The organism is Bifidobacterium choloepi, from assembly GCF_010667615.1.
Lineage (GTDB): Bacteria > Actinomycetota > Actinomycetes > Actinomycetales > Bifidobacteriaceae > Bifidobacterium > Bifidobacterium choloepi.
On the sequence record NZ_VYSG01000003.1, the window covers coordinates 64,381 to 87,603 of the forward strand.

The 23,223-nt window shown below is 64.9% G+C and carries 20 protein-coding genes and 1 tRNA gene; 19 read left to right on the forward strand and 2 right to left on the reverse strand.

What is annotated here, in order from left to right:
* Positions 1-8: 8 nt before the first annotated feature.
* Both F6S87_RS06845 and F6S87_RS06850 read right to left on the reverse strand, forming a co-directional pair.
* Entirely contained in the window at positions 9-560 is a 552-nt protein-coding gene (locus tag F6S87_RS06845; RefSeq protein ID WP_163227918.1) for an inorganic diphosphatase, read from the reverse strand.
* Between the two features lie 150 nt (positions 561-710).
* Positions 711-1,499 carry a transporter gene (locus tag F6S87_RS06850; protein WP_163227919.1) on the reverse strand — a complete coding sequence of 263 codons (789 nt, stop codon included), beginning with the start codon at positions 1,497-1,499 and terminating at the stop codon, positions 711-713.
* A 212-nt stretch (positions 1,500-1,711) separates the two neighbouring features.
* Between F6S87_RS06850 and F6S87_RS06855 the strand changes: the two genes are divergently transcribed.
* The 19 genes from F6S87_RS06855 to F6S87_RS08635 all read left to right on the forward strand — a co-directional run bounded on the left by F6S87_RS06855 (position 1,712) and on the right by F6S87_RS08635 (position 23,153).
* Positions 1,712-2,419, forward strand: coding sequence for a winged helix-turn-helix transcriptional regulator (locus F6S87_RS06855; RefSeq protein ID WP_163228059.1), 708 nt, complete (start codon positions 1,712-1,714; stop codon positions 2,417-2,419).
* 84 nt (positions 2,420-2,503) lie between these two features.
* The gene (locus F6S87_RS06860; RefSeq protein ID WP_163227920.1) at positions 2,504-3,541 is read left to right on the forward strand and encodes a homoserine O-succinyltransferase; all 1,038 of its coding nucleotides are present in this window, start codon (positions 2,504-2,506) and stop codon (positions 3,539-3,541) included.
* Between the two features lie 565 nt (positions 3,542-4,106).
* On the forward strand, positions 4,107-4,919 hold the full coding sequence (gene atpB / locus F6S87_RS06865; protein ID WP_163227921.1) for a F0F1 ATP synthase subunit A: 813 nt from the start codon (positions 4,107-4,109) through the stop codon (positions 4,917-4,919).
* A 129-nt stretch (positions 4,920-5,048) separates the two neighbouring features.
* Positions 5,049-5,279 carry an ATP synthase F0 subunit C gene (gene atpE, locus F6S87_RS06870; RefSeq protein ID WP_163227922.1) on the forward strand — a complete coding sequence of 77 codons (231 nt, stop codon included), beginning with the start codon at positions 5,049-5,051 and terminating at the stop codon, positions 5,277-5,279.
* Between the two features lie 80 nt (positions 5,280-5,359).
* Complete coding sequence (locus tag F6S87_RS06875) at positions 5,360-5,884, forward strand: F0F1 ATP synthase subunit B (protein ID WP_163228060.1); 525 nt, start codon at positions 5,360-5,362, stop codon at positions 5,882-5,884.
* 33 nt (positions 5,885-5,917) lie between these two features.
* On the forward strand, positions 5,918-6,751 hold the full coding sequence (locus F6S87_RS06880; protein ID WP_163227923.1) for a F0F1 ATP synthase subunit delta: 834 nt from the start codon (positions 5,918-5,920) through the stop codon (positions 6,749-6,751).
* A 97-nt stretch (positions 6,752-6,848) separates the two neighbouring features.
* Positions 6,849-8,522, forward strand: coding sequence for a F0F1 ATP synthase subunit alpha (gene atpA, locus F6S87_RS06885; RefSeq protein ID WP_163227924.1), 1,674 nt, complete (start codon positions 6,849-6,851; stop codon positions 8,520-8,522).
* 3 nt (positions 8,523-8,525) lie between these two features.
* Positions 8,526-9,449, forward strand: a complete 924-nt coding sequence (locus F6S87_RS06890; RefSeq protein ID WP_163227925.1) for a F0F1 ATP synthase subunit gamma — start codon at positions 8,526-8,528, stop codon at positions 9,447-9,449.
* A 10-nt stretch (positions 9,450-9,459) separates the two neighbouring features.
* Entirely contained in the window at positions 9,460-10,962 is a 1,503-nt protein-coding gene (gene atpD, locus F6S87_RS06895) for a F0F1 ATP synthase subunit beta (protein ID WP_163227926.1), read from the forward strand.
* Positions 10,962-11,318, forward strand: a complete 357-nt coding sequence (locus tag F6S87_RS06900) for a F0F1 ATP synthase subunit epsilon (protein WP_163228061.1) — start codon at positions 10,962-10,964, stop codon at positions 11,316-11,318. Before atpD ends, F6S87_RS06900 begins: the two co-directional genes overlap by 1 nt.
* Before the next feature lie 295 nt (positions 11,319-11,613).
* Positions 11,614-12,594, forward strand: coding sequence for an FKBP-type peptidyl-prolyl cis-trans isomerase (locus F6S87_RS06905; RefSeq protein WP_163227927.1), 981 nt, complete (start codon positions 11,614-11,616; stop codon positions 12,592-12,594).
* Between the two features lie 87 nt (positions 12,595-12,681).
* The gene (gene nucS, locus F6S87_RS06910) at positions 12,682-13,455 is read left to right on the forward strand and encodes an endonuclease NucS (RefSeq protein WP_163227928.1); all 774 of its coding nucleotides are present in this window, start codon (positions 12,682-12,684) and stop codon (positions 13,453-13,455) included.
* 188 nt (positions 13,456-13,643) lie between these two features.
* Positions 13,644-15,380: a hypothetical protein gene (locus tag F6S87_RS06915; RefSeq protein ID WP_163227872.1), complete on the forward strand. Its 1,737-nt coding sequence runs from the start codon at positions 13,644-13,646 to the stop codon at positions 15,378-15,380.
* Complete coding sequence (locus F6S87_RS06920; protein ID WP_163227929.1) at positions 15,381-16,394, forward strand: hypothetical protein; 1,014 nt, start codon at positions 15,381-15,383, stop codon at positions 16,392-16,394.
* Between the two features lie 314 nt (positions 16,395-16,708).
* A complete protein-coding gene (locus tag F6S87_RS06925; RefSeq protein WP_163227930.1) occupies positions 16,709-17,686 on the forward strand; it encodes a tetratricopeptide repeat protein in 978 nt (325 codons plus the stop codon).
* A 105-nt stretch (positions 17,687-17,791) separates the two neighbouring features.
* Positions 17,792-18,427, forward strand: a complete 636-nt coding sequence (locus tag F6S87_RS06930; protein ID WP_163227931.1) for a CYTH domain-containing protein — start codon at positions 17,792-17,794, stop codon at positions 18,425-18,427.
* 174 nt (positions 18,428-18,601) lie between these two features.
* A tRNA-Arg gene (locus tag F6S87_RS06935) sits at positions 18,602-18,677 on the forward strand.
* Positions 18,678-19,380: 703 nt separating this feature from the next.
* Positions 19,381-20,724 (forward strand): DUF2457 domain-containing protein, encoded by a 1,344-nt coding sequence (locus tag F6S87_RS06940; protein ID WP_163227932.1) that lies wholly within the window; start codon positions 19,381-19,383, stop codon positions 20,722-20,724.
* Between the two features lie 347 nt (positions 20,725-21,071).
* Positions 21,072-23,153 carry an LPXTG cell wall anchor domain-containing protein gene (locus F6S87_RS08635; RefSeq protein WP_196779156.1) on the forward strand — a complete coding sequence of 694 codons (2,082 nt, stop codon included), beginning with the start codon at positions 21,072-21,074 and terminating at the stop codon, positions 23,151-23,153.
* Positions 23,154-23,223: the final 70 nt, after the last annotated feature.

Below are 23,223 nucleotides of genomic sequence, written 5' to 3' on the forward strand. Positions count from 1 at the left end.
AGTTTAGCTCACAGGCCGAGGTCCTCGGAGATCGCCTTCTGCTCGACGGCGTCCTTCTTTTCCTCTTCCTTCAGCGAGGCGGCGAGGCGCTCGCGGGCGGCCTTGATTTCCTTCTCGGCGGTCGCCTTGTCGGCCCAGTAGTCGCCCGGCATGACTTCCTTGCCCGGCTCCAGCGCCTTGTACTGCTCGAAGAAGTGCTTGATTTCCGCCTTGTGGTACTCGGAAACGTCGCTGATGTCCTGGATGTTGTCGTAGCGGACGTCGTCCGGCACGGCGAGGACCTTGTCGTCGCCGCCCTCTTCGTCGACCATGTGGTACAGGCCGACGGCGCGGCACTTGATGATGCAGCCCGGGAACACCGAGTCGCTCACCATGACGAGGCAGTCGAGCGGATCGCCGTCTTCGCCGAGCGTGCCGTCGATGTAGCCGTAATCGTCCGGGTAGCCCATCGCCGTGAACAGCGTGCGGTCCAGGAACACGCGGCCGGACGCCTGGTCGACTTCGTACTTGTTCTTCGAGCCGCGCGGGATCTCCACGACGACATTGAACGTTTCTGCCATAGTAAGTCTCCTTAGCAGTGGTTGCGGTACAGGCAACACCTTACCCGCACCGCTTCCGCGGGGAAGAAAAAGTAGGCGGCCAGCAATATAAAACGGGAGAATCGTTCCGATTTCGAACGATTCTCCCGTCCCGAAAGCGAGCTTTCCGACTCAGCACAACGCGTTCGCGAGCGCCGCGACGGCGACGATGCCGCCGAGGAACATCGCCGGCGTCAGGCCGATGCCGAGCCACGGGCAGTGCGCGCCGGGGTACGGGTCGGCGTCGCGATTCCACGTGTACGAGACGCCGCCGAGGCAGATCGCGACGACGGCGATGCAGATCCAGCCGGCGAGCCACGCCGCGTGCAGCGACGAGTTGCCGTAGAAATTGACGACGGTCGCGTTCGAGAACATCGCCGGCAGGAAGCACCAGCCGGCCACGGCGATCGACGCGATGCCGTCGAGGACGGCCGCCGACAGGCTGACGATCAGGTGGGAACGATCCTCGCGCGCCATCTGGCAGACGAACGCGGCGACGATGACGACGACGAACAGGATGGCGGCGCCGGCGAGCCACGCCTGCGGCATGATGTAGCCGGCGGCGACGGCGCCGTCGCGGTCGACGATCTGCTGGCCGTGGAAGAACGCGTTGCCGAGGATCGGCGTCGTCGCGAAGATCATCGACAGGAAGCCGCAGACGAGCGCGACGATGCGGCCGGGAATGCCGTCGCGCAGCGGGTTGAAGAACGCGTAGATGACGATCATCGCGACGACGGCCGTCGTCGTCAGCGAGAACGACAGCGAGTCGGGGTCGAGCTGGTCGCCGTTCGAGCAGGCGCCGAGCACGATCATGATCGCGTAGACGACGAGTTGCGTGAGCAATACCCAGCCGAACGGCCGGTGCGTGCCGGTCGCCGCTTCGAGCCGATCCTGCCGATCTCCGTCCGTGCGCTCCGTCATCTGTTCCTCCATGTCGTCGATGCCAATGCAATCCCAATGTAGTCGCAAGTGCCCACATAGTGCGGGCGAAATTGCGAAAAATGCCCGGGTAAGTAAACTTTATGGGCATACGGCGCCATGCGGCGCCCGCGGAAGCGCCCGCGGATGCGCTCGCGGGAGCCCCGGCGAAAAGCGCAGGGACAAGGGGGACGGCCGTGACAGACCTGACATTGATGACGTTTGCCACGGATCCGGCCACCGTCCTGCCGTCGCTGGCGCTGCTGTCGCACCGCGTGCGCGTGCTGCCGATGGACGCCGCGAGCCTCGTCAAGATGCCCGAGCAGACCATTCTCTTCCTCGACGCCCGCGACGACCTCGCCACGGCGAAGACACTGTGCCGGCTCATCCACGCGGCGTCGCTGTCGACGCCGATCATCCTGATTCTCACCGAGGGCGGCTTCACCGTCATCAATTCGCAGTGGGGCATCGCCGACGTCATCGTCAACACGGCGTCGCCGGCGGAAGTCGAGGGCCGGTTGCGGCTCGTCTCCGAGCGCGGCAACATCGTCGGCATGGCGACGGCGGGCACGATTCCCGCGTCCGGAGCCGATGGCCAGGAAGACGGCCTGATCCGCTGCGGCGACCTCGTCGTGGACACGAACGGGTACACGGCGAGCCTGCGCAACGTGCCGATCGACCTCGCCTACAAGGAATTCGAACTGCTCAAGTACCTCGTCCAGCATCCGGGGCGCGTCTTCACGCGCGCGCAGCTGCTGCAGGAGGTGTGGGGCTACGACTACTACGGCGGCACCCGCACCGTCGACGTGCATGTCCGCCGCCTGCGTGCCAAGCTCGGCGGCGAATACGAACACCTGATCGGCACCGTCCGCAACGTCGGCTACCGCTTCGACCCGCCGGAATCCACCGACTCCGCCGACTGATTTCCGGGCCTTCCGTCCCGCTACGGGGAGGGCCGTTTTGATATATCGCGGGGACGACGCGACGGGGCGCGACATAATGACGGTATGCCTATCAACATTCCAGCCGGACTGCCGGCGCGTGCGATCCTCGACTCCGAGCGCATCTTCGCGCTCGAGAAGCCCGAGGCGGAACAGCAGGAAATCCGTCCGCTCAAGCTCGTCATCCTCAACCTGATGCCGAAGAAGATCGAGACGGAAACGCAGCTGCTGCGACTCATCTCGAAGAGCCCGCTGCAGGTCGACATCGACTTCATGAAGACGAGCTCGCACGAATCGACGCACGTCAGCGCCGACCACCTCGTCAAGTTCTACGAGACGCTCGACGCGTTCGAGGACAACTGCTACGACGGCCTCGTCGTGACCGGCGCGCCGGTGGAGCACATGGCGTTCGAGGACGTCGACTACTGGGACGAGCTCGTGCGCATCCTCGACTGGGCAGGCAGCCACGTGTTCTCGACGATGTACCTGTGCTGGGGCGCGATGGCGGCGCTCCACCAGCGCTACGGCGTGCACAAGATCGACTTGCCGGAGAAGCTGTTCGGCGTCTTCCCGCAGTTCCTGCAGGACGAGTACTGCTTCCTGACGAACGGCTTCGACGAGGTGTGCCTGCAGCCGCATTCGCGCGTGGCCGGCGTCGACGAGGAGGACATCGCCGCGCGCTCCGACGAGCTGCAGGTGCTGACGTGGGGGCCGGCGGCGGGACCGGGACTGATCGCCACGCGCGACTTCTCCGAGGTCTTCGCGCTCGGCCACTGGGAATACGCGAAGGACACGCTGGCCCAGGAATACGAGCGCGACATGAAGAGGGGCCTGACGAACGTGCCGTTCCCGGCCAACTACTATCCGGACGACAATCCGGCGCTCGAGCCGCTGTTCTCGTGGCGCGCCCACGCCAACCTGCTGTGGCGCAACTGGCTCAACTGGGTCTACCAGACCACGCCGTACGACCTGTCCGAAATCCCGCGTCTGCGCGCCGAGAAGAAACTCGGCACCGACCGCACGCTGCGTCACGCCCCCGCCGGCCCCCGCGCCGACGGCTTCGAACCGCTGCTCGGCGACGGCTACGGCCTGACGGAACGGTAGCGCCACGCCTATGGCGAAGTCGGACATTCCCGGCGGCTTCGAATGGACAACACGAGGCCGCCGGACCAAACTTCGCGACATGCCGAAACGCCATCGTAACGCGGGAGTCGATGTGGGGGAGTAAAACTCCATCGTGCGTTTGCGGAGGGACCCCGAGGAAATGTCCTGCACGCGCGCGAACAATACGACAAGAGAAAAAAACGAATACGGTGACGGCATGGGCCGCCTCCCCGGCCAGCGGAACTGCAGGACTCCTGCGGGCAGCGCTGCGGCAGGACTGTGGACGATTCCGCGGGTTGACACCGCGCCGGTCGACGCAGCGGGCACCGCGGCACCGTCGCGGACGACGCTGCACAACGACGACGCGGAACATCCGCGGAACGGCGCGTGGCAAAGGGGTTTGGCACGGACCCGACCGGACGACGGCATCGACGCCCCCGACGGGACCCGATCCCCGACACGCCGCGGACAGCTACCATTCCAAAGACAGCTGAAAAGACTCGACAATTTGGCGATGGTTGCTGGACTAGACTTGACAACTGATAGAGAGATTCAGGAGGCATGAATGATTGATGCATTCAGCGCGGGCGCCGTCACGCTCGCGGCCACATCGATGGATATGCCGAGCATCGACGACTTTCTCCCCCCGGAGATCCTGTTCCAGGGCACGCCCTTCGCGATCAACCGCATCATCTTCGTCCGCATTCTCGCGACGATCATCATGCTGCTCGTGCTGGGCATCACGGCCGCGCGCGCGAAGCTGATTCCGGGCCGCTGGCAGGGTGCCGTCGAATGGATCGTCGAGTTCACCGAGAAGAACATCGTCTACCAGGTCATGGGCGAGGTGCGCGGTCGCCGCTACGTCCCGATGATCCTCACGGTGTTCCTGACGATGCTCGTCTTCAACCTGTGCGGCGAGGTCCCGGGCTTTAACATCGCGGCGAGCGCCACGATCACGTTGCCGCTCGTCTTCGCGATCTGGTGCTTCGTGCAGTACTGGATCGCCGGCATCCGCGAGAAGGGCCTCGGCCACTTCCTGCGCGACGAGATGTTCCCGAAGGGCGTTCCGGCCCCGGTCTACATCCTGCTGGCGCCCATCCAGCTGCTCGAGCTGCTGATCATCCGCCCGTTCTCGCTGACGATCCGACTGTTCGCGAACATGGTGTCCGGCCACCTCATCCTGGCCCTGTGCCTGTCCGCCACGCAGTTCTTCCTGTTCGAGGTCGTCAACAAGGCCATGATGCCGTTCGGCATCATCACGTTTGCCGCCGGCGCGTTCATGTATCTGTTCGAGATGCTGGTCGCCGCGCTGCAAGCCTACATTTTCGCCATCCTGACGACGGCGTACATCAACATGAGCTACCCGGAAGTCGACTGAGTCGGCGGGTTGCGCCGTCGCGTGCCGAATCGTTCAAATAAACAGAGAAATAAAGAAATTCACGATTCGCCACGGCGGCAAGGAAAATTTTTTGTTGCTGCAATGCAATAAACCAGAAAGGACACAACCATGGATATCGTTACCCTCGCTGAGGTCGCCGGCAACCTGAACGTCGTTGGCTACGGTCTCGCCGCCATCGGCCCCGGCATTGGCCTGGGCATCCTGATCGGCAAGACGATCGAGTCCACGGCCCGCCAGCCCGAGCTCGGCGGCCGCCTGCAGACCCTGATGTTCCTCGGCCTCGCGTTCGTCGAGGTCCTGGCCCTCCTCGGCTTCGTCGCCGCCTTCATCTTCAGCTGACCGAACGATTCTTCCATCAAGAATCCAACGCGAACCTGAAGCACTGAAAGCCCACGAAGACGAAAGGAGGAAGGCACATGATGACTCTCGCTGAGGACGGCGTCTCGCTGTTCCTGCCGAAGAGCTACGACATCGTCTGGTCATTGATCATCCTGGTGATCGTCGCCATCTTCTTCTACAAGTTCTTCCTGCCGAAGCTCCAGTCTGTGTTCGACGAGCGCGCCTCCAAGATCGAAGGCGGCATCGCGAAGGCCGAAGAGGCCCAGAAGGAAGCCGAAGAGGCAAAGAAGAAGTACGAAGCGCAGCTCGGCACCGCCCGTGTCGAAGCCTCGAAGATCCGCGACGACGCCCGCGCCGAAGCCTCGCACATCATCTCCGACGCGCGTTCGCGCGCCGAGTCCGATGCCGCCCAGATCACGGCGAACGCCCAGCGTTCGATCGAATCGCAGCAGCAGAAGGCGATGGTCAGCCTCCAGGGACAGGTCGGCGTGCTCGCCACCGCCCTGGCCGGCAAGATCCTGGGCTCCGAGCTCAAGGATGCCAATGTCCAGTCCGACATGATCGACCAGATGATTGCCGACATGGACACCGAGGCCAAGAAGTAAGAGAACCGAACCGTAAAGGAAGGGAGGTGAACGTTGCGAGGAGAAGCCTCACGCATGTCGGACCGCGATTCGCGTGACCTGATGGCGAAGAAGATCGCCGCCCTGGGCGACGACGCGTGGCAGCTCGGCAACGAGATGTTCACGATCACCGACGTCCTGGACGCCAACCCGCGCCTCCAGCGCGCACTGACGGACCCGGGCCGACCGGTTGCGGACAAGACCGCCGTCCTGCACACGCTGCTGGGCGACGAGGCGCTGCCGCTGACCGGCGAGATCATGTCCGATCTCGTCAATCGCACGTGGAGCCGCGCGTACGACATCGACAACGCGGTGGAGGACTTCGGCGTGGACGCCATGATGTACAAGGCGGACGCGGACGGAGACACGCTGCAGGTCTCGATCGAGCTGGCACAGCTCCAGTCGGCGCTGCTGAACCTTCCCGTCGTTCGCTCTCGCCTGTCCGACGCCCAGGCGCCGGCGAAGGCACGCATCGAGCTGCTGCACGCGCTGATCGACCCGATGAACATGAAGCCGGTCACCGTCCGGCTCGCCGAGCACTGCGCGTCCAATCCGCGCAAGCGCCGGTTCCTGGAGACGATCCAGTGGCTGATCGAGAAGTTCTCCCGTCACATGGGAGAGTCGCTCGTCGTCGTCACGACGGCCACGCCGCTCAAGCAGGAACAGATCGACAAGCTCGTCGAGATCTACTCGAAGAAGGTCGGCCACCCGGTGCACATTAACTCCATGGTTGATCCAACCGTGTTGGGTGGCATGCGAGTGCAGGTCGGCGATGAAGTCACGGACAACACCGTCGTCGCGCAGCTCGAGAACCTGCAGCGCAAGGCGAAGGCCGGCGCAGTCCTGTGACGGGAGAATCGTTTAGTAAATGAATGTAATAAAAATTTTACTGAACGATTCACGCCCCGCAGGCATTGAAATTTAACCAAAACAATAAGGAGTGATCATGGCAGAACTTACCATTGATCCCGCCACGATACGAAAGGCGCTTGACGACTTCGTCGACTCGTACAAGCCGTCGGAGACGCCGACGGCCGAAGTCGGCCACGTCGCGACTGCCGGCGACGGCATTGCGCACGTGACGGGACTGCCTGGTTGCATGGCCAACGAGCTGCTGACGTTCGAGGACGGCACGCTCGGCCTGGCGTTTAACCTTGACGCCCGCGAGATCGGCGTCGTCATTCTCGGCGACTTCGCAGGCATCGAGGAAGGCCAGGAGGTCCGGCGTACCGGCGAAGTGCTCTCCGTGCCGGTCGGTGACGGGTTCCTGGGTCGAGTCGTCGACCCGCTGGGCAACCCGATCGACGGCCTCGGCGAGATCAAGAGCGAAGGCCGCCGCGTCCTGGAAGCCCAGGCTCCGGACGTCATGCACCGCCACCCGGTCGACGAGCCGATGGCGACGGGCCTCAAGGCCATCGACGCGATGACGCCGATCGGCCGTGGCCAGCGCCAGCTCATCATCGGCGATCGCCAGACCGGCAAGACGGCCATCGCGATCGACACGATCATCAACCAGAAGAAGAACTGGGAATCCGGCGATCCGAAGAAGCAGGTGCGCTGCATCTACGTCGCGATCGGCCAGAAGGGTTCGACGATCGCCTCCGTCAAGCAGAGCCTCGAGGAGGCCGGCGCGATGGAGTACACGACGATCGTCGCGTCCCCGGCGTCCGATTCGGCCGGTTTCAAGTACATCGCTCCGTACACCGGCTCGGCCATCGGCCAGCACTGGATGTACTCGGGCAAGGACGTCCTCATCGTCTTCGACGACCTGTCCAAGCAGGCCGAGGCGTACCGTTCGATCTCGCTGCTGCTGCGCCGCCCGCCGGGGCGCGAGGCGTACCCGGGCGACGTCTTCTACCTCCACTCCCGTCTGCTGGAACGCTGCGCACGCGTCTCCGACGACCTGGGTGGCGGCTCGATGACCGGCCTGCCGATCGTCGAGACGAAGGCGAACGACGTGTCCGCGTACATTCCGACCAACGTCATCTCCATCACCGATGGCCAGATCTTCCTGCAGTCCGACCTGTTCAATGCCGGCCAGCGTCCGGCCGTCGACGTCGGCATCTCGGTGTCGCGAGTCGGTGGCGCCGCGCAGACGAAGGCCCTGAAGAAGGTCTCCGGCACGCTGAAGATCTCGCTCGCGCAGTATCGTTCGCTGGAATCGTTCGCGATGTTCGCTTCCGACCTCGACGCCGCGTCGAAGGCCCAGCTGAACCGCGGTTCCCGCCTGACCGAGCTGCTGCGCCAGCCGCAGTTCTCCCCGTATTCGATGGAAGAGGAAGTCGCCTCCGTCTGGGCCGGTACCAACGGCAAGATGGACGACCTGGAGATCGTCGACGTCCTGCCGTTCGAGAAGGGCATGCTCGAGTACCTGGCGAACAACACCGACATTCTCGACGTCATCCGCGAAACCGGCGACTTCACCAAGGAAACCGAGGCGAAGCTCGACAAGGCCATCGAGGCCTACCGCGAGACGTACGTCACGAAGGCCGGCAAGCCGCTCGTCAGCCACGAGGAAACGAAGGCCACCGCCACGCCGGTCGACCAGGAACAGATCAAGGCCAAGGGCAAGGCTCAGGCCGCCAAGGCTTCCGACAAGAAGACGGCAGAAAAGAAGTAACCCATGGGATCGCAACTCGCATTGAAGAGCAGGATCGCCTCCACGGGGTCGCTGGAGAAGATCTTCAACGCCCAGGAGATGATCGCGGCGTCGCACATCGCACAGGCCCGTCAGGTCGCGATGAACGCGAAGCCCTACACTGATGCGATTTTCGATGCCGTCCAGACACTGGTATCCCACTCCCATATCTCGCATCCGATCGCCGAGAAGAAGGAAGACAACCCGCGCGTTGCCGTCCTCGCCCTGACGTCGGATCGAGGTATGGCCGGCGCCTATACTTCGTCGATCATTCACGAGACCGAAGATCTGCTCGACCGCCTTGACAAGCAGGGCAAGCAGCCGGAGCTGTTCGTCTACGGACGACGCGGCGTGACGTATTACAAGTACCGCAAGCGCAACCTTGCGCGTACGTGGGAAGGCGATACCGAGAAGCCTGGTGTCGAAGTCGCCGACGCCATCTCCAGCGCGTTGCTGGACGCCTACATGAAGCCGGCCGACGAGGGCGGAGTTTCCGAACTCTACATCGTCTACACCGAGTTCATCAACATGGTGGTCCAGAAGGTCCGCGTGCTCCGCATGCTGCCGGTGGAGATCATCGAAGCCGAAGTGCATACGCACACCGAGGTGCAGGACGATGCGTCCGTCGCCAACGGCGTGCGCCCGCTGTACTCCTTCGAGCCGAGCCTCGAGGAGGTGCTCGACGCCGTGCTGCCGAAGTACGTCCGCTCGCGCATCCACGAGTGCCTGATGCAGGCCGCCGCCTCCGAGGTGGCGAGCAGGCAGAACGCCATGCACACGGCCACCGACAACGCGCGCAGCCTGATCGACGACCTGACCCGCAAGCTCAACGCTTCGCGCCAGGCGGCGATCACCCAGGAACTTACCGAAATCATCGGCAGCGCCGATGCACTCAACAAGGAAGAGTAGGAATCGCGAAATGGCTGAAACTACAAGCACTCCGGCCGCTGCGGCTTCCGATGTGACGACGGCTGCCGAGCCGATCGTCGGTCACGTGACCCGTATCCAGGGCTCCGTCATCGACGTCGAGTTCCCGGTCGGCCACATGCCGGACATCTACAACGCGCTGACGGTCGAGATCGCCGGCACGGGCTCCCAGGAAGAGGGCGAACAGAAGAACCAGACGATCACGCTCGAGGTCGAACAGCACCTCGGCGACTCCACCGCCCGCTGCGTGGCGCTGAAGTCCACCGATGGCCTGGTCCGCTCCGCCGAGGTCCACGACACCGGCGGCCCGATCAGCGTGCCGGTCGGCGACGTGACCAAGGGCCACGTCTTCGACGTCGCCGGCAACATCCTCAACAAGAAGCCTGGCGAGAACATCACGGTCAAGGAACGCTGGCCCATCCACCGCAACCCGCCGGCATTCGACCAGCTGGAGTCCAAGACCCAGATGTTCGAGACCGGCATCAAGGTCATCGACCTGCTGACCCCGTACGTGCAGGGCGGCAAGATCGGCCTGTTCGGTGGCGCCGGCGTCGGCAAGACCGTCCTGATCCAGGAAATGATCCAGCGCGTGGCCCAGAACCACGGCGGCGTCTCCGTGTTCGCCGGCGTCGGCGAACGTACCCGCGAGGGCAACGACCTGATCGGCGAGATGGACGAGGCCGGCGTTCTCGAGAAGACCGCCCTGGTCTTCGGCCAGATGGACGAGCAGCCGGGCACCCGTCTGCGCGTCCCGCTGACGGCACTGACGATGGCGGAGTACTTCCGCGACGTCGAGAACCAGGATGTGCTGCTGTTCATCGACAACATCTTCCGCTTCACGCAGGCGGGCTCCGAGGTCTCGACGCTGCTCGGCCGCATGCCGTCGGCCGTCGGCTACCAGCCGAACCTCGCCGACGAGATGGGCGCCCTGCAGGAGCGCATCACGTCGACCCGTGGCCACTCGATCACGTCGCTGCAGGCCATCTACGTGCCTGCCGACGACTACACCGACCCGGCCCCGGCCACGACGTTCGCGCACCTCGACGCGACGACCGAGCTGTCCCGTGACATCGCGTCGAAGGGCATCTACCCGGCCGTCGACCCGCTGTCCTCGACCTCGCGAATCCTCGATCCGCGCTACGTCGGCCAGGCGCACTACGACTGCGCCAACCGCGTCAAGGCCATCCTGCAGCGCAACAAGGAACTCCAGGACATCATCGCCCTGATCGGCATCGACGAGCTCGGCGAGGAAGACAAGACGATTGTCAACCGCGCCCGCAAGATCGAGCAGTTCCTGGGCCAGAACTTCTACGTCGCCGAAAAGTTCACCGGCGTCGAGGGCTCGTATGTCCCGGCCGAGGAGACGATCGAGGCGTTCACCCGCATCTGCGACGGCGTCTACGACAACGTCCCGGAGCAGGCCTTCTCGGGCATCGGCGGCATTGACGACCTCGAGAAGAAGTGGCACGACATGCAGAAGGAATTTGGTGAGTGATGGCTGGATCGACGATGGAAGTGAATATCGTGTCCGCGGCCCGTCCCGTCTGGAGCGGCACCGCGAAGTCCGTCACCATCCCGGCGTACGCGGGCGGCATGGGCATCCTGCCGGACCACGAGCCGGTGCTGACGGTGATCAAGGAAGGGACCGTCATGGTCGTTGAACCCGACGGCGGCAAGCGCTCCTTCGAGGTGACCGACGGCTTCATTTCCTTCGACTCCAACAAGCTGACCGTCGTCGTCGAGCACGCCCGTTCCATCGCGAACGCCGCCCCCGACGAGACCAGCATGATGACGGTGGGCGACGGCTTCGAGGGCCGGCGCCAGAACCGCCAGGAACGCGGTCGGAACTGATCCGCGGTCATTGTCTCCAAGCAGAATGTCACAGGCCCGAGCCTCCGGCTCGGGCCTGTGACATTCTTGTCGGGAAATGGGTGGTCTTGATGGGAAAAGAAGGGTAGGAGAATAAGCTGACCTCGCACTTTCTGAAGAGGCATTTGAAAAGTGCGAAGTTTCCGTAGGGTCCAGTCTCGCCATGGAAGCACAAGCAAGGAAAAACTTCGCACTTCTCAAATGACACCTTGGAAAGTGCGAAGTCTTGGTAAAGACTGCGGCGAATTCTCACGGCGTGTCATTATCCTAGGTACTCATGCACACTTCTCATCATTCCCTCGTGGGCCGGCTGGTCGCCGGCCTCGCGGCCGTCTGCGTCTGCATCGGCCTCGCCGGCTGCGGTTCGGGCAGCGACGCCAGTTCCGACAGCTCGACCAGCAGCTCGTCGAGTTCGTCGAGTTCGTCGAGTTCGTCCAGCTCGACGAAACTCAACCAGATCTCCGGCGTGACGCTGACCGGCACCCCGGGCGAGAAGCCGACGATCAAGCTGGGCAGCACGCCGATGACCGTCGAGGACCAGAGCTACGTCATCCTGCAGGAAGGCAACGGCGACACGATCGCCGACGGCAACCGCGTCTGCGCGCAGGGCATCGCGATCAACGTGCAGGACGGTACCGAGCTGATGAGCACCTGGGAGGACAACACGCCCGACTGCTCGATCGTCATGAGCGAGTCGGGCATGGGCAACTACTACAGCGTCTTCAAGGGGTCGAAGATCAACACGACCGTTGCGATCGGCGTCAACGACTCGAGTTCCAGCGGCGTCTCCTACATCATGGTGCTCACGTTCGTCTCGCAGTCGACCGACCTGACGAAGGCGACCGGCACGAAGGTCACCGACATCCCGTCCGACCTGCCGATCGTGACGACCGACTCCGACGGCAAGCCGTCGATCAACATGAACGGCTACAAGGGTTCCGACAGCCTCGTCACGCAGGTGCTGATCCAGGGCGACGGCGACGAGATCGGCGAGGACGACACGGCCGTCGTCAAGTACACCGGCTGGCTGCTCGACGGCACGCAGTTCGACTCGTCGTGGGATTCCGGCTCGACATTCGACGCGTCGATGTCCGGCGGCGTCATCCAGGGCTGGATCGACGGCCTCGTCGGCCAGAAGGTCGGCTCGCAGATCCTGCTCGTCGTCCCGCCGGACCTCGGCTACGGCGACACGGCGCAGGGTTCCATCCCGACGAACTCGACGCTCGTCTTCGTCATCGACATCCTCGCGAAGTACTGATTGGTTTTGATGTCGCAAACCCGGGCCACCGGCTCGGGTTTGTGACATCTTCTTGAATTCGGCTTGGTTTGGTAGGGTAGGGGAACTATGCGTATCATTGTCGCCGACTGCTCGGCTGAATACACCGGCCGCCTGCAGGCGTCGCTTCCGCGTGCCCGTCGCGTCGTGCTCGTCAAGGCCGACAACAGCGTGCTCATTTTCTCGGAGCTCGGCTCCTACAAGCCCCTCAACTGGATGGCGGCTCCCTGCACGCTCAAGGACATTTCGAACGATTCTCGCAAGTCGGACGATTCTTCCGCCGATGTCGCGGCCGACGCCGCGGCCGACACCGCAGATGCCGCCGCGGGGGAGACGCTGCCGGAGAACGAGGTGCCCGAGAAGGTCATCCGCGCGTGCGCGGACAAGGGGTGCGACGTGCTCGAGATCACGTTCCACAAGATCTATTCGGACGAATCGTTCGACCTCGGCGAGGATCCGGGGCTGAAGAAGGACGGCGTCGAGGACCATCTGCAGAAGTACCTCGCCGAGCAGATCGAGCGCATCGGCGAGGGCGCGCGGCTGGTGCGGCGCGAGTACCCGACGGCGATCGGTCCCGTCGACATCATGGCGATCGACGGATCCGGCCAGCACGTCGCGATCGAGATCAAGCGACACGGCGGCATCGACGGCGTCGAGCAGCTGACGCGATATGTCGAGCTGCTGAACCGCGATCCGCTGCTCGCGCCCGTCCGCGGCATCTTCGCCGCCCAGACGATCGCCCCGCAGGCCAGGACGCTCGCCGAGGACCGCGGCTTCGAGACGCTGATCCTCGACTACGACGACATGCGCGGCTACCAGGACGACACGCTCCGGCTGTTCTGATTCCTGTTCGCGTCGCAATTCCCCGGTCCGACCACAGGATTGTGACATGTTCGATATTCCGGGCAATTCTCCAGCTGGTTGTCAGCTGACAGGGGTATTCGCCGGGTAGACTCGCGCGTCGTGGAAGAATGGGACTACTGGGCCGCCGCCGGGCTGTCGTTGACGGCCACTGTAGAATGGATGGCGTTATGAGTGATGCAGATGAGAAGCGGGACGACTCCCGCGGCAAGAATGCGCCGTCGCGCCACGCCAAGTTCATGCGTGGCATCGTCACGCCGGTGCTCGGGTTGCTGGCCGTGCTGTTCATCGTGCTCGGCATCCTGAACCAGACGACGTGGGCGCCCAGCACCGACATCAACGCCACCGCGACGACGAGCGGCAGCGAATACATTCTCACCGATCCGGGCGTGCTCGACCTCGTCGACAGCAACGTCACGCTGACGGTGACGGAAACGTCGACGGGCTCCACCGACACCAACAACACCGACGCCAACGCGACCACCCCGACCGTCTGCATCGCCGTCGGCTCGGCGAAGGACGCGGCCGGCTGGGTGGAGGGCTTCCCGTACACCCGCATCACCGGCCTGAACGACTGGTCGACGCTGTCGACGTCGAACGAGGCCGCGCAGGGCGACAAGAAGACGTCCGACACCGACGTCGCGTTCGCCGACTCGGTCATGTGGACGCAGCATGTCTGCTCGGCCGACGGCCAGAACACCGTCACGCTGAACCTGACGAACGCCAGCGACACGTCCGTCGCGATCGTCGACCTCGGCACCGACACCGGTTCGGCCGCCGTCACGATGCACTGGACCCGCACGAACCCGCCGAACTTCGCGATGCCGTTCTACTTCGCGGCCGGCCTGTTCGTCATCGCCGCCATCCTCGCTGCATCGGTCTTCGCCTGGCCGCCGGAAAAGCGCCGCAAGCTCGTCCACCGCCACACCGAGCAGGAGCGCGAGGAGCGCCGCCGCAAGAAGAAGGAAGCCCGCGAGCAGGAAGTCTCGATCGCCGACGCCGTCACCGGCACGATCGCCGTCATGAAGCCGAAGAAGCGCGACAAGTCGAAGCCGCGCCGTCGCCACGCGCCGGGCGTCACTCCTGTCGACATCGACATGAACGATTCGTCCGCCACGGCCGGGTCCGGCGACTCCGCGCCGTCCACCCCGACCGTCGTCGACCCGGGTTCCCGCAACCTCGTCGCCGACGTCGCCGCGGCCAACGGGTCGGCAGGCGACGCCGCGGGCGCCGACACGGCAGCCGCATCCGCGACGTCGACCGGCACCGGCACGATGACCGCCGCCGACATCCTCGCGGCAGGCACTGCGGCCGCGGTTGGCGAGACGAACACCACCGCCGCCGGGCAGCCCGCCGACGCGGATAATGCTTCCAACGCGACTCCCGCTTCCGACGCCGCCGCGGCCAGTGCCACGACCGACATGTCCGCGACGGGCACGCTGTCCGCCGCCGACGTGCTCGCCGCCGGAACCGCCGCCGCGAATGCCGGCACCGCCGTCGCATCGGCGGAAGAACCGGCACGGGAATCGCAGGAATCGCCCATTACCGAGGAGAAGCCGGCCGAAGCACAGCCGACGGAGCCGACGACGGAGACCGGCGAGATCACGCTGACCGGCATCAGTCGCAAGGCGCTGCGCAAGCGCCGGCAGCGCCATCAGGACGCCGACAACGCCGCGGACAGCACGTCGAATGCGGACGAATTGTCGCCGCTCGACGGTAACGACGGCGAGACGACGTCCGTCATCACGCAGGACGAGCTTGCCGCGTACTTCGCGCGCCTGGCGCAGGAAAGCCAGGAAGCCGGGTCCGCGATCGAGGCGGACGAATCGTCCGTCATTCCGACGATCGACGCGACCGACCACGACTCCGCATCCAAGCCGGCCGGTTCCGGCGCCAAGGAGGCCTAAATGAAGAAGCGTTCACCGATCACGATCGCCGTCGCCGCGGCACTGGCGGTGGCACTGGGCGTCTCGCTCGCCGCGTGCGAGGGCGAGGTGCCGACCGTCAGCAGTTCCGCGAGCGCGAGCGCGGCCGCGAGTCCCGACCTGACCGAGGAGCAGGAGAAGGAGATGCGCGAGGCGCTGCTCAAGACGATCACCGAGTGCAACGACGCGAAGACGACCGAGGGTCTCGACACCGCGATGACCGGCCCCGAGCTGCAGATCCGCACGAGCGAGATCGAGATCGCGCAGAAGACCGGCAACCTCGACGCGAAGACCGAGATCCCGACCGACATCACGCAGACCGTCATCCCGACCGACTCCGGCTGGCCGCGCTCCGTGTTCTCGATCACGACGACGACGAGCGACCAGCAGAGCAAGCGGCTGCTCGTCTTCACGCAGGATTCGGCCCGCTCGAACTACAAGCTGTGGGGCGTCGCGAGGCTGTTCCAGGGCGTCAGCCTGCCGAAGTTCGAGATTCCGTCGATCGGATCGTCGATGGGCACCGACGACGATTCCGGCCTTGTCATGACGCCGAAGGAAGCCGTCGAGCGCTACGCCGACGTGCTGACGAACGGCGACAGCTCGCAGTACGCGGGCGATTTCACCGACGATTACTTCCGCCAGGAGCTCGCGCAGCTCGAACAGACCGTCGCCGAGGCGATGCAGAAGAACGACGGCACGTCCGAGCAGGTCTTCACCGCCGACCTCGACGAGATCAAGGTCATGCGGTCCGCCGACGGCGGCGACCTCGTCGTCGCACAGATCAACTCGGTGTGGACACGCGCGGCCGGGTCGGGCCGCGAGTCGCAGCCGGCCAGCGACGCCGAGCGCGCGCTGTTCGGCGACGGCACCGCGACGAGCACGATGAAGGTCACCTACGTCAACGTCGTCGCCCTCTACGTCCCGCCGGCCTCCTCCGGCGACAAGGTCACCGCCGTCGGCGCCGAGCGCCAGGCCATCAAGGTCGAGGCGGTCTGAGAGACCGTTCAGGCTTGGCTCCCTGGAAGGGAGCTGCCGAGCGTAGCGAGGCTGAGGGTCGACCGCCGATGCCGCCGAAGGCGGCGAGAGCGCGCCGGGACGCGTGCGCGTGATGGGACTCAAGTCACGTCGTGACGGGACTCAAGCCACGTCGTAATCGAACGTGCCAGCGCGCACTCGTCGCTACGCGACGTCGTGCGGTCGACCCTCAGTCGGCTTCGCCGACAGCTCCCTTCCAGGGAGCCAAGTGACGGAACCCCCGAAACGCGCGTAGAATCGTTCCATATTTGTCCTACGAAACGAAAGAAGGCAGCATGGCACAGCAGCAGCCGTTCAAGCCGGGCATTTCGATGGCCGGGGCCGTGGATCTCGAGGCGCTCAAGCACAAGGTCGAGGCGGAGCCCGGCGAGGCCGGCGGCGCGCCGGCGGCCGGCGGCTACGTCGTCGACGTCACCGAGGCGAGCTTCCAGTCGATGGTGCAGAATTCGGCGACGTTCCCGATCCTGCTGCTGCTGTGGGTCAAGTCGGACGACCGGCTGTTCCCGATGGCGAAGGCGCTCGGCGACGCCGTCGACAAGCTGAACGGCCAGATCCAGCTCGCCCGCATCGACATCGCCGAGAACCCGACGATCGCGCAGACGTTCCAGGTCGCCGGCGCACCGGCGCTGTTCGGCCTGATCGGCGGCCGCCCGATGCCGATTCTCGCCGGCCTGCCGTCGCCGGACGAGCTTACGCAGATCGTCGAGCAGGTCATCCCGCAGCTCGTCGCCGTCGCCGCGCAGGCCGGCGTGACCGGCACGGCTCCGTACATGGAAGCGTCGAACGATTCGTCCGCCTCCGGCGACGGCGCCGATTCCGCGGCCGCCGGCCTCGATATCGTGCCGCCGGCCCACGAGGAGGCGCACAACCTCGCGCTGCAGGGCGACTACGCCGGCGCGGCCGCCGCCTACGAGCAGGTCCTCGAGTCCGACCCGTCCGACCAGCTCGCCGCCCGCGAGCGCGCGAAGGCGCTGCTGCTGGCCCGCTCGGCGACCGCGAACGTGCGCGACGTGCGCACCGCCGCCGCCGACAATCCGAACGATGTCGAGGCCCAGCTCGCCGTCGCCGACGTCGACATGATCGGCGGCCAGATCCAGGACGCGTTCGACCGCCTCCTCGACTTCCTCGCCGCCGGCCACAAGGCCGACATCGAGCCCGTCCGCCAGCGCCTGCTCGAATACTTCCTGATTCCCGACGACGGCGACCCCCGCGTCGCCCGCGCCCGTCGCCGGCTGGCCACGCTGATGTACTGACGTACTGACGTCATATGGAAGAAGCTCCCTTTTCAGGGAGCTTCTTCTCTTTGATGTCTCAGGAGGTTTTATGACATCTCGTGGCGATCGGCCTAGACTGGACGTATGTCTGACGAATTTTCGGTGCTCGACGACTATGAATTCGAACGGCGGTTCTTCGTGCGGGAAATGCCGTCGGAGCTGGACGACGGGGACGCCCAGCTCATTATCCAGAGCTATTTCGTGCACGCCGACAGCTACGCGCTGCGCGTGCGCATGACGAGTCGGACAGCGAAGGTCGAGATGTCGGCCGCGACCGATCCGCTCGACGTCCTGCGCCGGCATCGCGACGAGTTCCGCGCGGCGACGGTGACGGTGAAGGGGCCGTCGGTCGGCGGCACCAGGTACGAAGCCGAGCGCGAGGTCGACTCGCGGATCGCCGCGGAGCTCATCATGCGCGGCGGCGACGTCATCGTGAAGAATCGCTACACGGCGTGGATTGGCGAGGACGGCTGGAATCTCGACGTCTTCGGCGGCCGCAACTACCCGCTCGTCATCGCCGAATGCAAGCGCTCGTCGCCGGTGACGAACCTCGTCATCCCGAAATTCTGCGTCACCGAGATCACCGACGAGAAACGATTCAGCAACGACGAGCTGTCCTGGAAGCCCTACGGCGACTGGGCCGACAGCTTCGAGCAGGAGCTCGCGGCCAGCGGCCCCCACTTCGGCGAGCTGTTCGGCACGAACACGATGGAGGAGTAGGACGGCCACTCCCTCCGCTGCGCCCACTCCCTCTTCAGAGGGAGTCGAACATCGCGAAGCGATGTTCGGTGGGAGTCGCGGAGCGGCGAAGCCGCGAAGCGCCGGGAGTTTCCGGCGAAAAAACGCAATCCGGCTGGACACTGTCCGCGAGTCGTGTAAAGTAGTGCCTCGGAAGGGCTCGTAGCTCAGTGGATAGAGCGTTCGCCTCCGGAGCGAAAGGCCGTGGGTTCGAACCCCATCGAGCCCACCATTGTTCTTCAGGTGTCACAGGCCCGAGCCGATGGCTCGGGCCTGTGACATTTTTGTTATCTCAACCCCTACAAGGAATCGGCGCTGCTCCCTCGGCTCCGGCAGGCACGGCGTGCATTTAATCCCCTGGAAGGGGATCGGCGAGCGCGCAGCGCGAGCCGAGGGGTCGACCGCCGACGCCGCGAAGCGGCGAGAGCGCCCATGAACGTGACAAGTACATGAGAATTGACCAGTAAGAGTGCGGGGGCTCGGGACCAGTCTCGCACTTTTCGGAAGGGCATTTGGAAAGTGCGAACTATTTCGCTGTTCCGGCCTATCTGCCGACCCGTTTTCCGGCCCTGAACCTGCGTAATTCCTCGCACTTTCCAAATGCCCTTCTGGAAAGTGCGAAGTCGCTCCTCGAACCAGACATCTTGTATGGCTTTTGTGTCCATTTTGTGGGGGTGCAGACCGGACGCGCGGGGTTTGGTAGCGTGGAGAATCGTTGACATTCCAGCGATGCAGGCCGGCGGCGCCGCCGGTGGCGTTCGCGGCGGGAAAAATTGCCGGGGAATGGATGCGCGGGGTGCCGGTTGGACATCCCGGAAGACAGACAACGTGCCTGGCGATCACGACGGCCCCGACGACAGAAAGCCCCGACCATCATGACCCGATCCCGTTCGCATGCCAGCCTGCGCAGGCGGCGTGCCCCATGGCGATTCGCCATGGGATCGATCGTCATGTTCGTCGTCTTCGTCCTGTTCGCCGTCCCGGGTCACAGCGCCGTCGCCGCCGAACTGCTCGAGGTCGGGCACGGCAACACGGGAACGTCCGTAGCCGGAACATCGGCTGTCGGAACGTCCGCCGGCGTCACGCTTGCCGATGAAGCATCCGTCGCCGACGATCCCGATGCCCAGGCCGCCACCGAGGCCGAGCTCGAGCACGCCCGCACGCTGCTGTCGAAGGCGCACTACGGCGAGCAGAGAGTCAACGAGGGCAGCTACCTGAATAACGCCGTCAACTTCACGCTCGTCATCAACCCGGCCGGCGACGACCTCGACGCCGACAGCCCCACGCTCATGCTTGACGACACGCTGTCGTACGTGCACGATCCCTACTACGGCAGCGCCCTGGTTTCCGTCATCAAGCAGTCGGTCAGCGTGTTCAAGGCGACCGACTGCCAGCAGAAGGGCTACGACGCGTTCATGCCTAACGGTGTCAACTCGGCAAACGCCGGCTGGAGCTGTCTTGTCGACAAGGAGCTCAGGCTCGGCGTCGACTACGCGATCGAGTACGAGGAGCAGCGGCCGGCGGAGTTGTTGCCGGGACAGTATCCGTACGTTCAGTATCTCGAGAATTATCTCCGGATCGTCGTGCCGGACGCCACGCCGCTCGTCATCGAGTATTCATACCGCGTAACCGCCGAATACGACATCTGGACGGCGATTGTCAACACCATCGGCATCCACGATCACACCGTCGCGCTCGCCGATCGCGCCACCGTCAACGTGCAGCAGGCGAACATCGAGGACGACTTCGAGGATGACGACTGGAACGATTCGTCCGCCGGCGACGACTCCGAGGATGGTGACGGTTCCGACGGCGAGGACGGCGGCGAGACCGATGACGATTCCTCCGTCGAAGGCGACGATCCCGACTTTGACTTTGACTTTGACTTTGACTTCGATTTCGATTTCGACATCGATTTCGACTTTGTCGGTGGCGCATGGCCCGGCTGGCCCGGTACTGGCGACGGCGACGAGTCGGAGGACCCGGACGGACCGGAGGATTCGGAAGAACCGGAAAATCCGGATGAATCGGAAGACCCGGATGATTCGGAAAACCCGGACGAGCCGGACGACGACGAGGCAATGCCCGACGATTCCGACACCGATGGCAATCCCGACGACAGCGACGGTGCCGCCCCGGACGACGAATACGCCCTGCCGTCCACTGGCGGCTCGGGCTCGATGGCGCTGCCCCTCATGCTCGCTGGCCTGGCCGTCACCGCCGTCTCGTTGGTCGCCCTGGCCTCCGCCATGCGCCCGGCCTCCCGGCGCCTCTCCTGAGCAAGTCCTTGAATACGTCTTGATGTCACAAACCCGAGCTGCCAGCTCGGGTTTGTGACATTTCGGGGGAGCGGCGAGGCTTACGGGGGACGGATGCAAGCGGTTTCGCTCTCGGGTGGCTAAACGGACAGGTTTCGTGGTCGTGCATTGGACACGCCGCGAATGATAGCCCGCCGCGAACGTCTATTTTTTCGCGCGAATCGTTTTTCTACACTCGGCAATCACGAAGCTGAAAACCATGGTTTTGCCACGGTTCTCCCAGTCTTCGTTCAGGAACGGGGGCCGCCGTGCAGGCCGCCGTTCCTCTCAGGGAGAGCAAGGAACCGAGAAGAAGGGGCAGCCGTCCGATGACTGAACCTCGCGTCAGCGCGGCCGCCGACCGGCGCGCCGTCGGCATCATCCGCAGCATCCGCCGCGTCATCGCGGCCGTCTGCAGCCTGCTGGCCGTGTTGCTGTTCGCCGTGCCGGGCAACGTCGCCTTGGCCGACGACCAGCAGGAATCGTCGTCGGCCGCCGATGCCCAGGACGCCACGTCTTCCAGTACGTCCGGCACCGACGCCACCGACACCACTAGTGCTTCCAATACGTCCAATACATCCTCCGGCAATACGTCCTCCGACGTCATCGACACTTCCGTCGACTTCTCGCCGTTCATCACGTCGGTGACGGCACAGTACCGGCCGAACGACTGGAGCGACTGGCAGACGGTCGGCGACGACACCGTCATGGACTCGGGCGGCAGCGTGCGGTTCACCGTGCGCTACTCGCTGCCCGGCGGCACGCTCGCGACCGGCCGCAACACGATCACCTACCGCATCCCCGCCGCGATCAAGCTCTCGCAGGGCAGCTCGGGCACCGTCTTCGCGAGCGACGGCAGCGAATCGGGCCGGTACGTGATCGGCACCGACGGCATCGTCACGATCGTCTTCAACGACGAGTTCGTCGCGAAAAACGCCGCCGGCGCGCCGGTCGACGGCTCGGTCATGTTCAAGGCGTCGGTCGACGACATCGCCGGCGGCGACGGCGGCAGCGTCCAGTTCAACGATTCGTCGACGCTGACGTTCCGCATCCGCGCGGCCGCCGACCTGACCGTCCAGAAGACGGCGGCGAAAGTCGGCGACGACGGCACGATCTCGTACACGATCGTCGTGTCCAGCAAGCAGGGCACCGCCACCGACGTCCAGCTGACCGACGTCATGTCGGCGAACGCCATCGCCGGCCTCGTCACCGTCAGGAAAAACAACAATTTCCTGCTCGATTCGTCCACCCCGCTCTCCGCCGACGAAGTCGGTCCGGCGGACGGTTCGGCATCGAACGATTCGTACGGCATCACCGTGGCCGCGGACGGCGCCGGATTCACCGGGACATTGCCGCAGATGGCGGCCGGCGACACCTATGTCATCACGTACAAGGCGCAGGCCGACGGCGTGGGGGAGCGCGACGTCAACGCGACGAACGAGATCACGGGGACGTCGAAGGACCACAACGGCAACGAGATCACGTCGAAGTCGTCGACGTCGACGACCTACTCCAAGCCGGCCGACCCGACCGAGCCGACAACGCCGACCGACCCCACGACGCCGACGGATCCCACCAATCCCACCGAGCCCACCAATCCCACCGAGCCCACGGAACCGACCGAGCCCACGGAGCCCACCGAGCCGGTCGAGCCCACTCCGGACCCCGAGGAACCGGCCCGCGAGGTGCTGTCGAAGTCCCATTCGGGCGAATCGTCGCCGGGCAACGGCGAATACGACGGCAACGCCGTGCTCTACACCGTCGTCGTCAACCCGAACGGCGACGACCTCGTCGCCAACGGCGCGACGCTGACGCTCAAGGACACGCTGACCTACAAGTACGACCCCTGGTACGGCAAGTACAAGGTCGCCATCGTGCCGAACTCGATCAAGGTCTATCGCGCGACCGACTGCACGGCCACGGGCGGTTCCGACTACATCCACCGCAACGAATCGAACTCGGCGAACGCCGCGTGGCAGTGCACCACCGGCGAGCAGCTCGCCGTCGGCACCGGCTACACGTTCCAGTACGCGGCGCAGGCGCACGGCAGCGAGCAGCAGATCGTCACGCTCAACGACACGCTGACGTTCACGCTGCCGGACAGCACGCCGCTCGTCATCCAGTACAAGTACCGCGTCACCGGCCAGGACAACACGTGGACGAAGCTGTCGAACAGCGCCGAGCTGACCGGCATCGGCTCGCTGACCGACATCTCCACCGTCCATGTTTTCGATTCCGGCGCCTCCGCCGACACCGGCGACACTCCGGACAAGCCCGACAACCCGACGTTGATATCGGTCGCGCTGCCGGGCACCGGCGGGGCCGGATCGGCCTGGGTGCTCGTCGCCGGCTTCGTCGCCGTCGCCGTCGCGCTCGCCGGATTGCTGCTCGCGCTGCGCCGGCACCTGTAGCGATTCGTCCGGCGGCACCGCCGCGAATCGCCGCAACCGCCGCACAACACCGCACAACACCAAGCTTCGC

Excerpts from the sequence above, each read along its gene's own strand:
- F6S87_RS06875 (WP_163228060.1), top strand. The coding sequence starts at position 5,360 with ATGACTCTCGCTGAGGACGGCGTCTCGCTGTTCCTGCCGAAGAGCTAC.
- F6S87_RS06850 (WP_163227919.1), bottom strand. The coding sequence starts at position 1,499 with ATGACGGAGCGCACGGACGGAGATCGGCAGGATCGGCTCGAAGCGGCG.
- atpE (WP_163227922.1), top strand. The coding sequence starts at position 5,049 with ATGGATATCGTTACCCTCGCTGAGGTCGCCGGCAACCTGAACGTCGTT.
- F6S87_RS06860 (WP_163227920.1), top strand. The coding sequence starts at position 2,504 with ATGCCTATCAACATTCCAGCCGGACTGCCGGCGCGTGCGATCCTCGAC.
- atpA (WP_163227924.1), top strand. The coding sequence starts at position 6,849 with ATGGCAGAACTTACCATTGATCCCGCCACGATACGAAAGGCGCTTGAC.
- nucS (WP_163227928.1), top strand. The coding sequence starts at position 12,682 with ATGCGTATCATTGTCGCCGACTGCTCGGCTGAATACACCGGCCGCCTG.
- F6S87_RS06900 (WP_163228061.1), top strand. The coding sequence starts at position 10,962 with ATGGCTGGATCGACGATGGAAGTGAATATCGTGTCCGCGGCCCGTCCC.
- F6S87_RS06915 (WP_163227872.1), top strand. The coding sequence starts at position 13,644 with ATGAGTGATGCAGATGAGAAGCGGGACGACTCCCGCGGCAAGAATGCG.
- F6S87_RS06925 (WP_163227930.1), top strand. The coding sequence starts at position 16,709 with ATGGCACAGCAGCAGCCGTTCAAGCCGGGCATTTCGATGGCCGGGGCC.
- F6S87_RS06920 (WP_163227929.1), top strand. The coding sequence starts at position 15,381 with ATGAAGAAGCGTTCACCGATCACGATCGCCGTCGCCGCGGCACTGGCG.
- F6S87_RS06890 (WP_163227925.1), top strand. The coding sequence starts at position 8,526 with ATGGGATCGCAACTCGCATTGAAGAGCAGGATCGCCTCCACGGGGTCG.
- atpD (WP_163227926.1), top strand. The coding sequence starts at position 9,460 with ATGGCTGAAACTACAAGCACTCCGGCCGCTGCGGCTTCCGATGTGACG.
- F6S87_RS06855 (WP_163228059.1), top strand. The coding sequence starts at position 1,712 with ATGACGTTTGCCACGGATCCGGCCACCGTCCTGCCGTCGCTGGCGCTG.
- F6S87_RS08635 (WP_196779156.1), top strand. The coding sequence starts at position 21,072 with ATGACTGAACCTCGCGTCAGCGCGGCCGCCGACCGGCGCGCCGTCGGC.
- F6S87_RS06845 (WP_163227918.1), bottom strand. The coding sequence starts at position 560 with ATGGCAGAAACGTTCAATGTCGTCGTGGAGATCCCGCGCGGCTCGAAG.
- atpB (WP_163227921.1), top strand. The coding sequence starts at position 4,107 with ATGATTGATGCATTCAGCGCGGGCGCCGTCACGCTCGCGGCCACATCG.
- F6S87_RS06940 (WP_163227932.1), top strand. The coding sequence starts at position 19,381 with ATGGGATCGATCGTCATGTTCGTCGTCTTCGTCCTGTTCGCCGTCCCG.
- F6S87_RS06930 (WP_163227931.1), top strand. The coding sequence starts at position 17,792 with ATGTCTGACGAATTTTCGGTGCTCGACGACTATGAATTCGAACGGCGG.
- F6S87_RS06905 (WP_163227927.1), top strand. The coding sequence starts at position 11,614 with ATGCACACTTCTCATCATTCCCTCGTGGGCCGGCTGGTCGCCGGCCTC.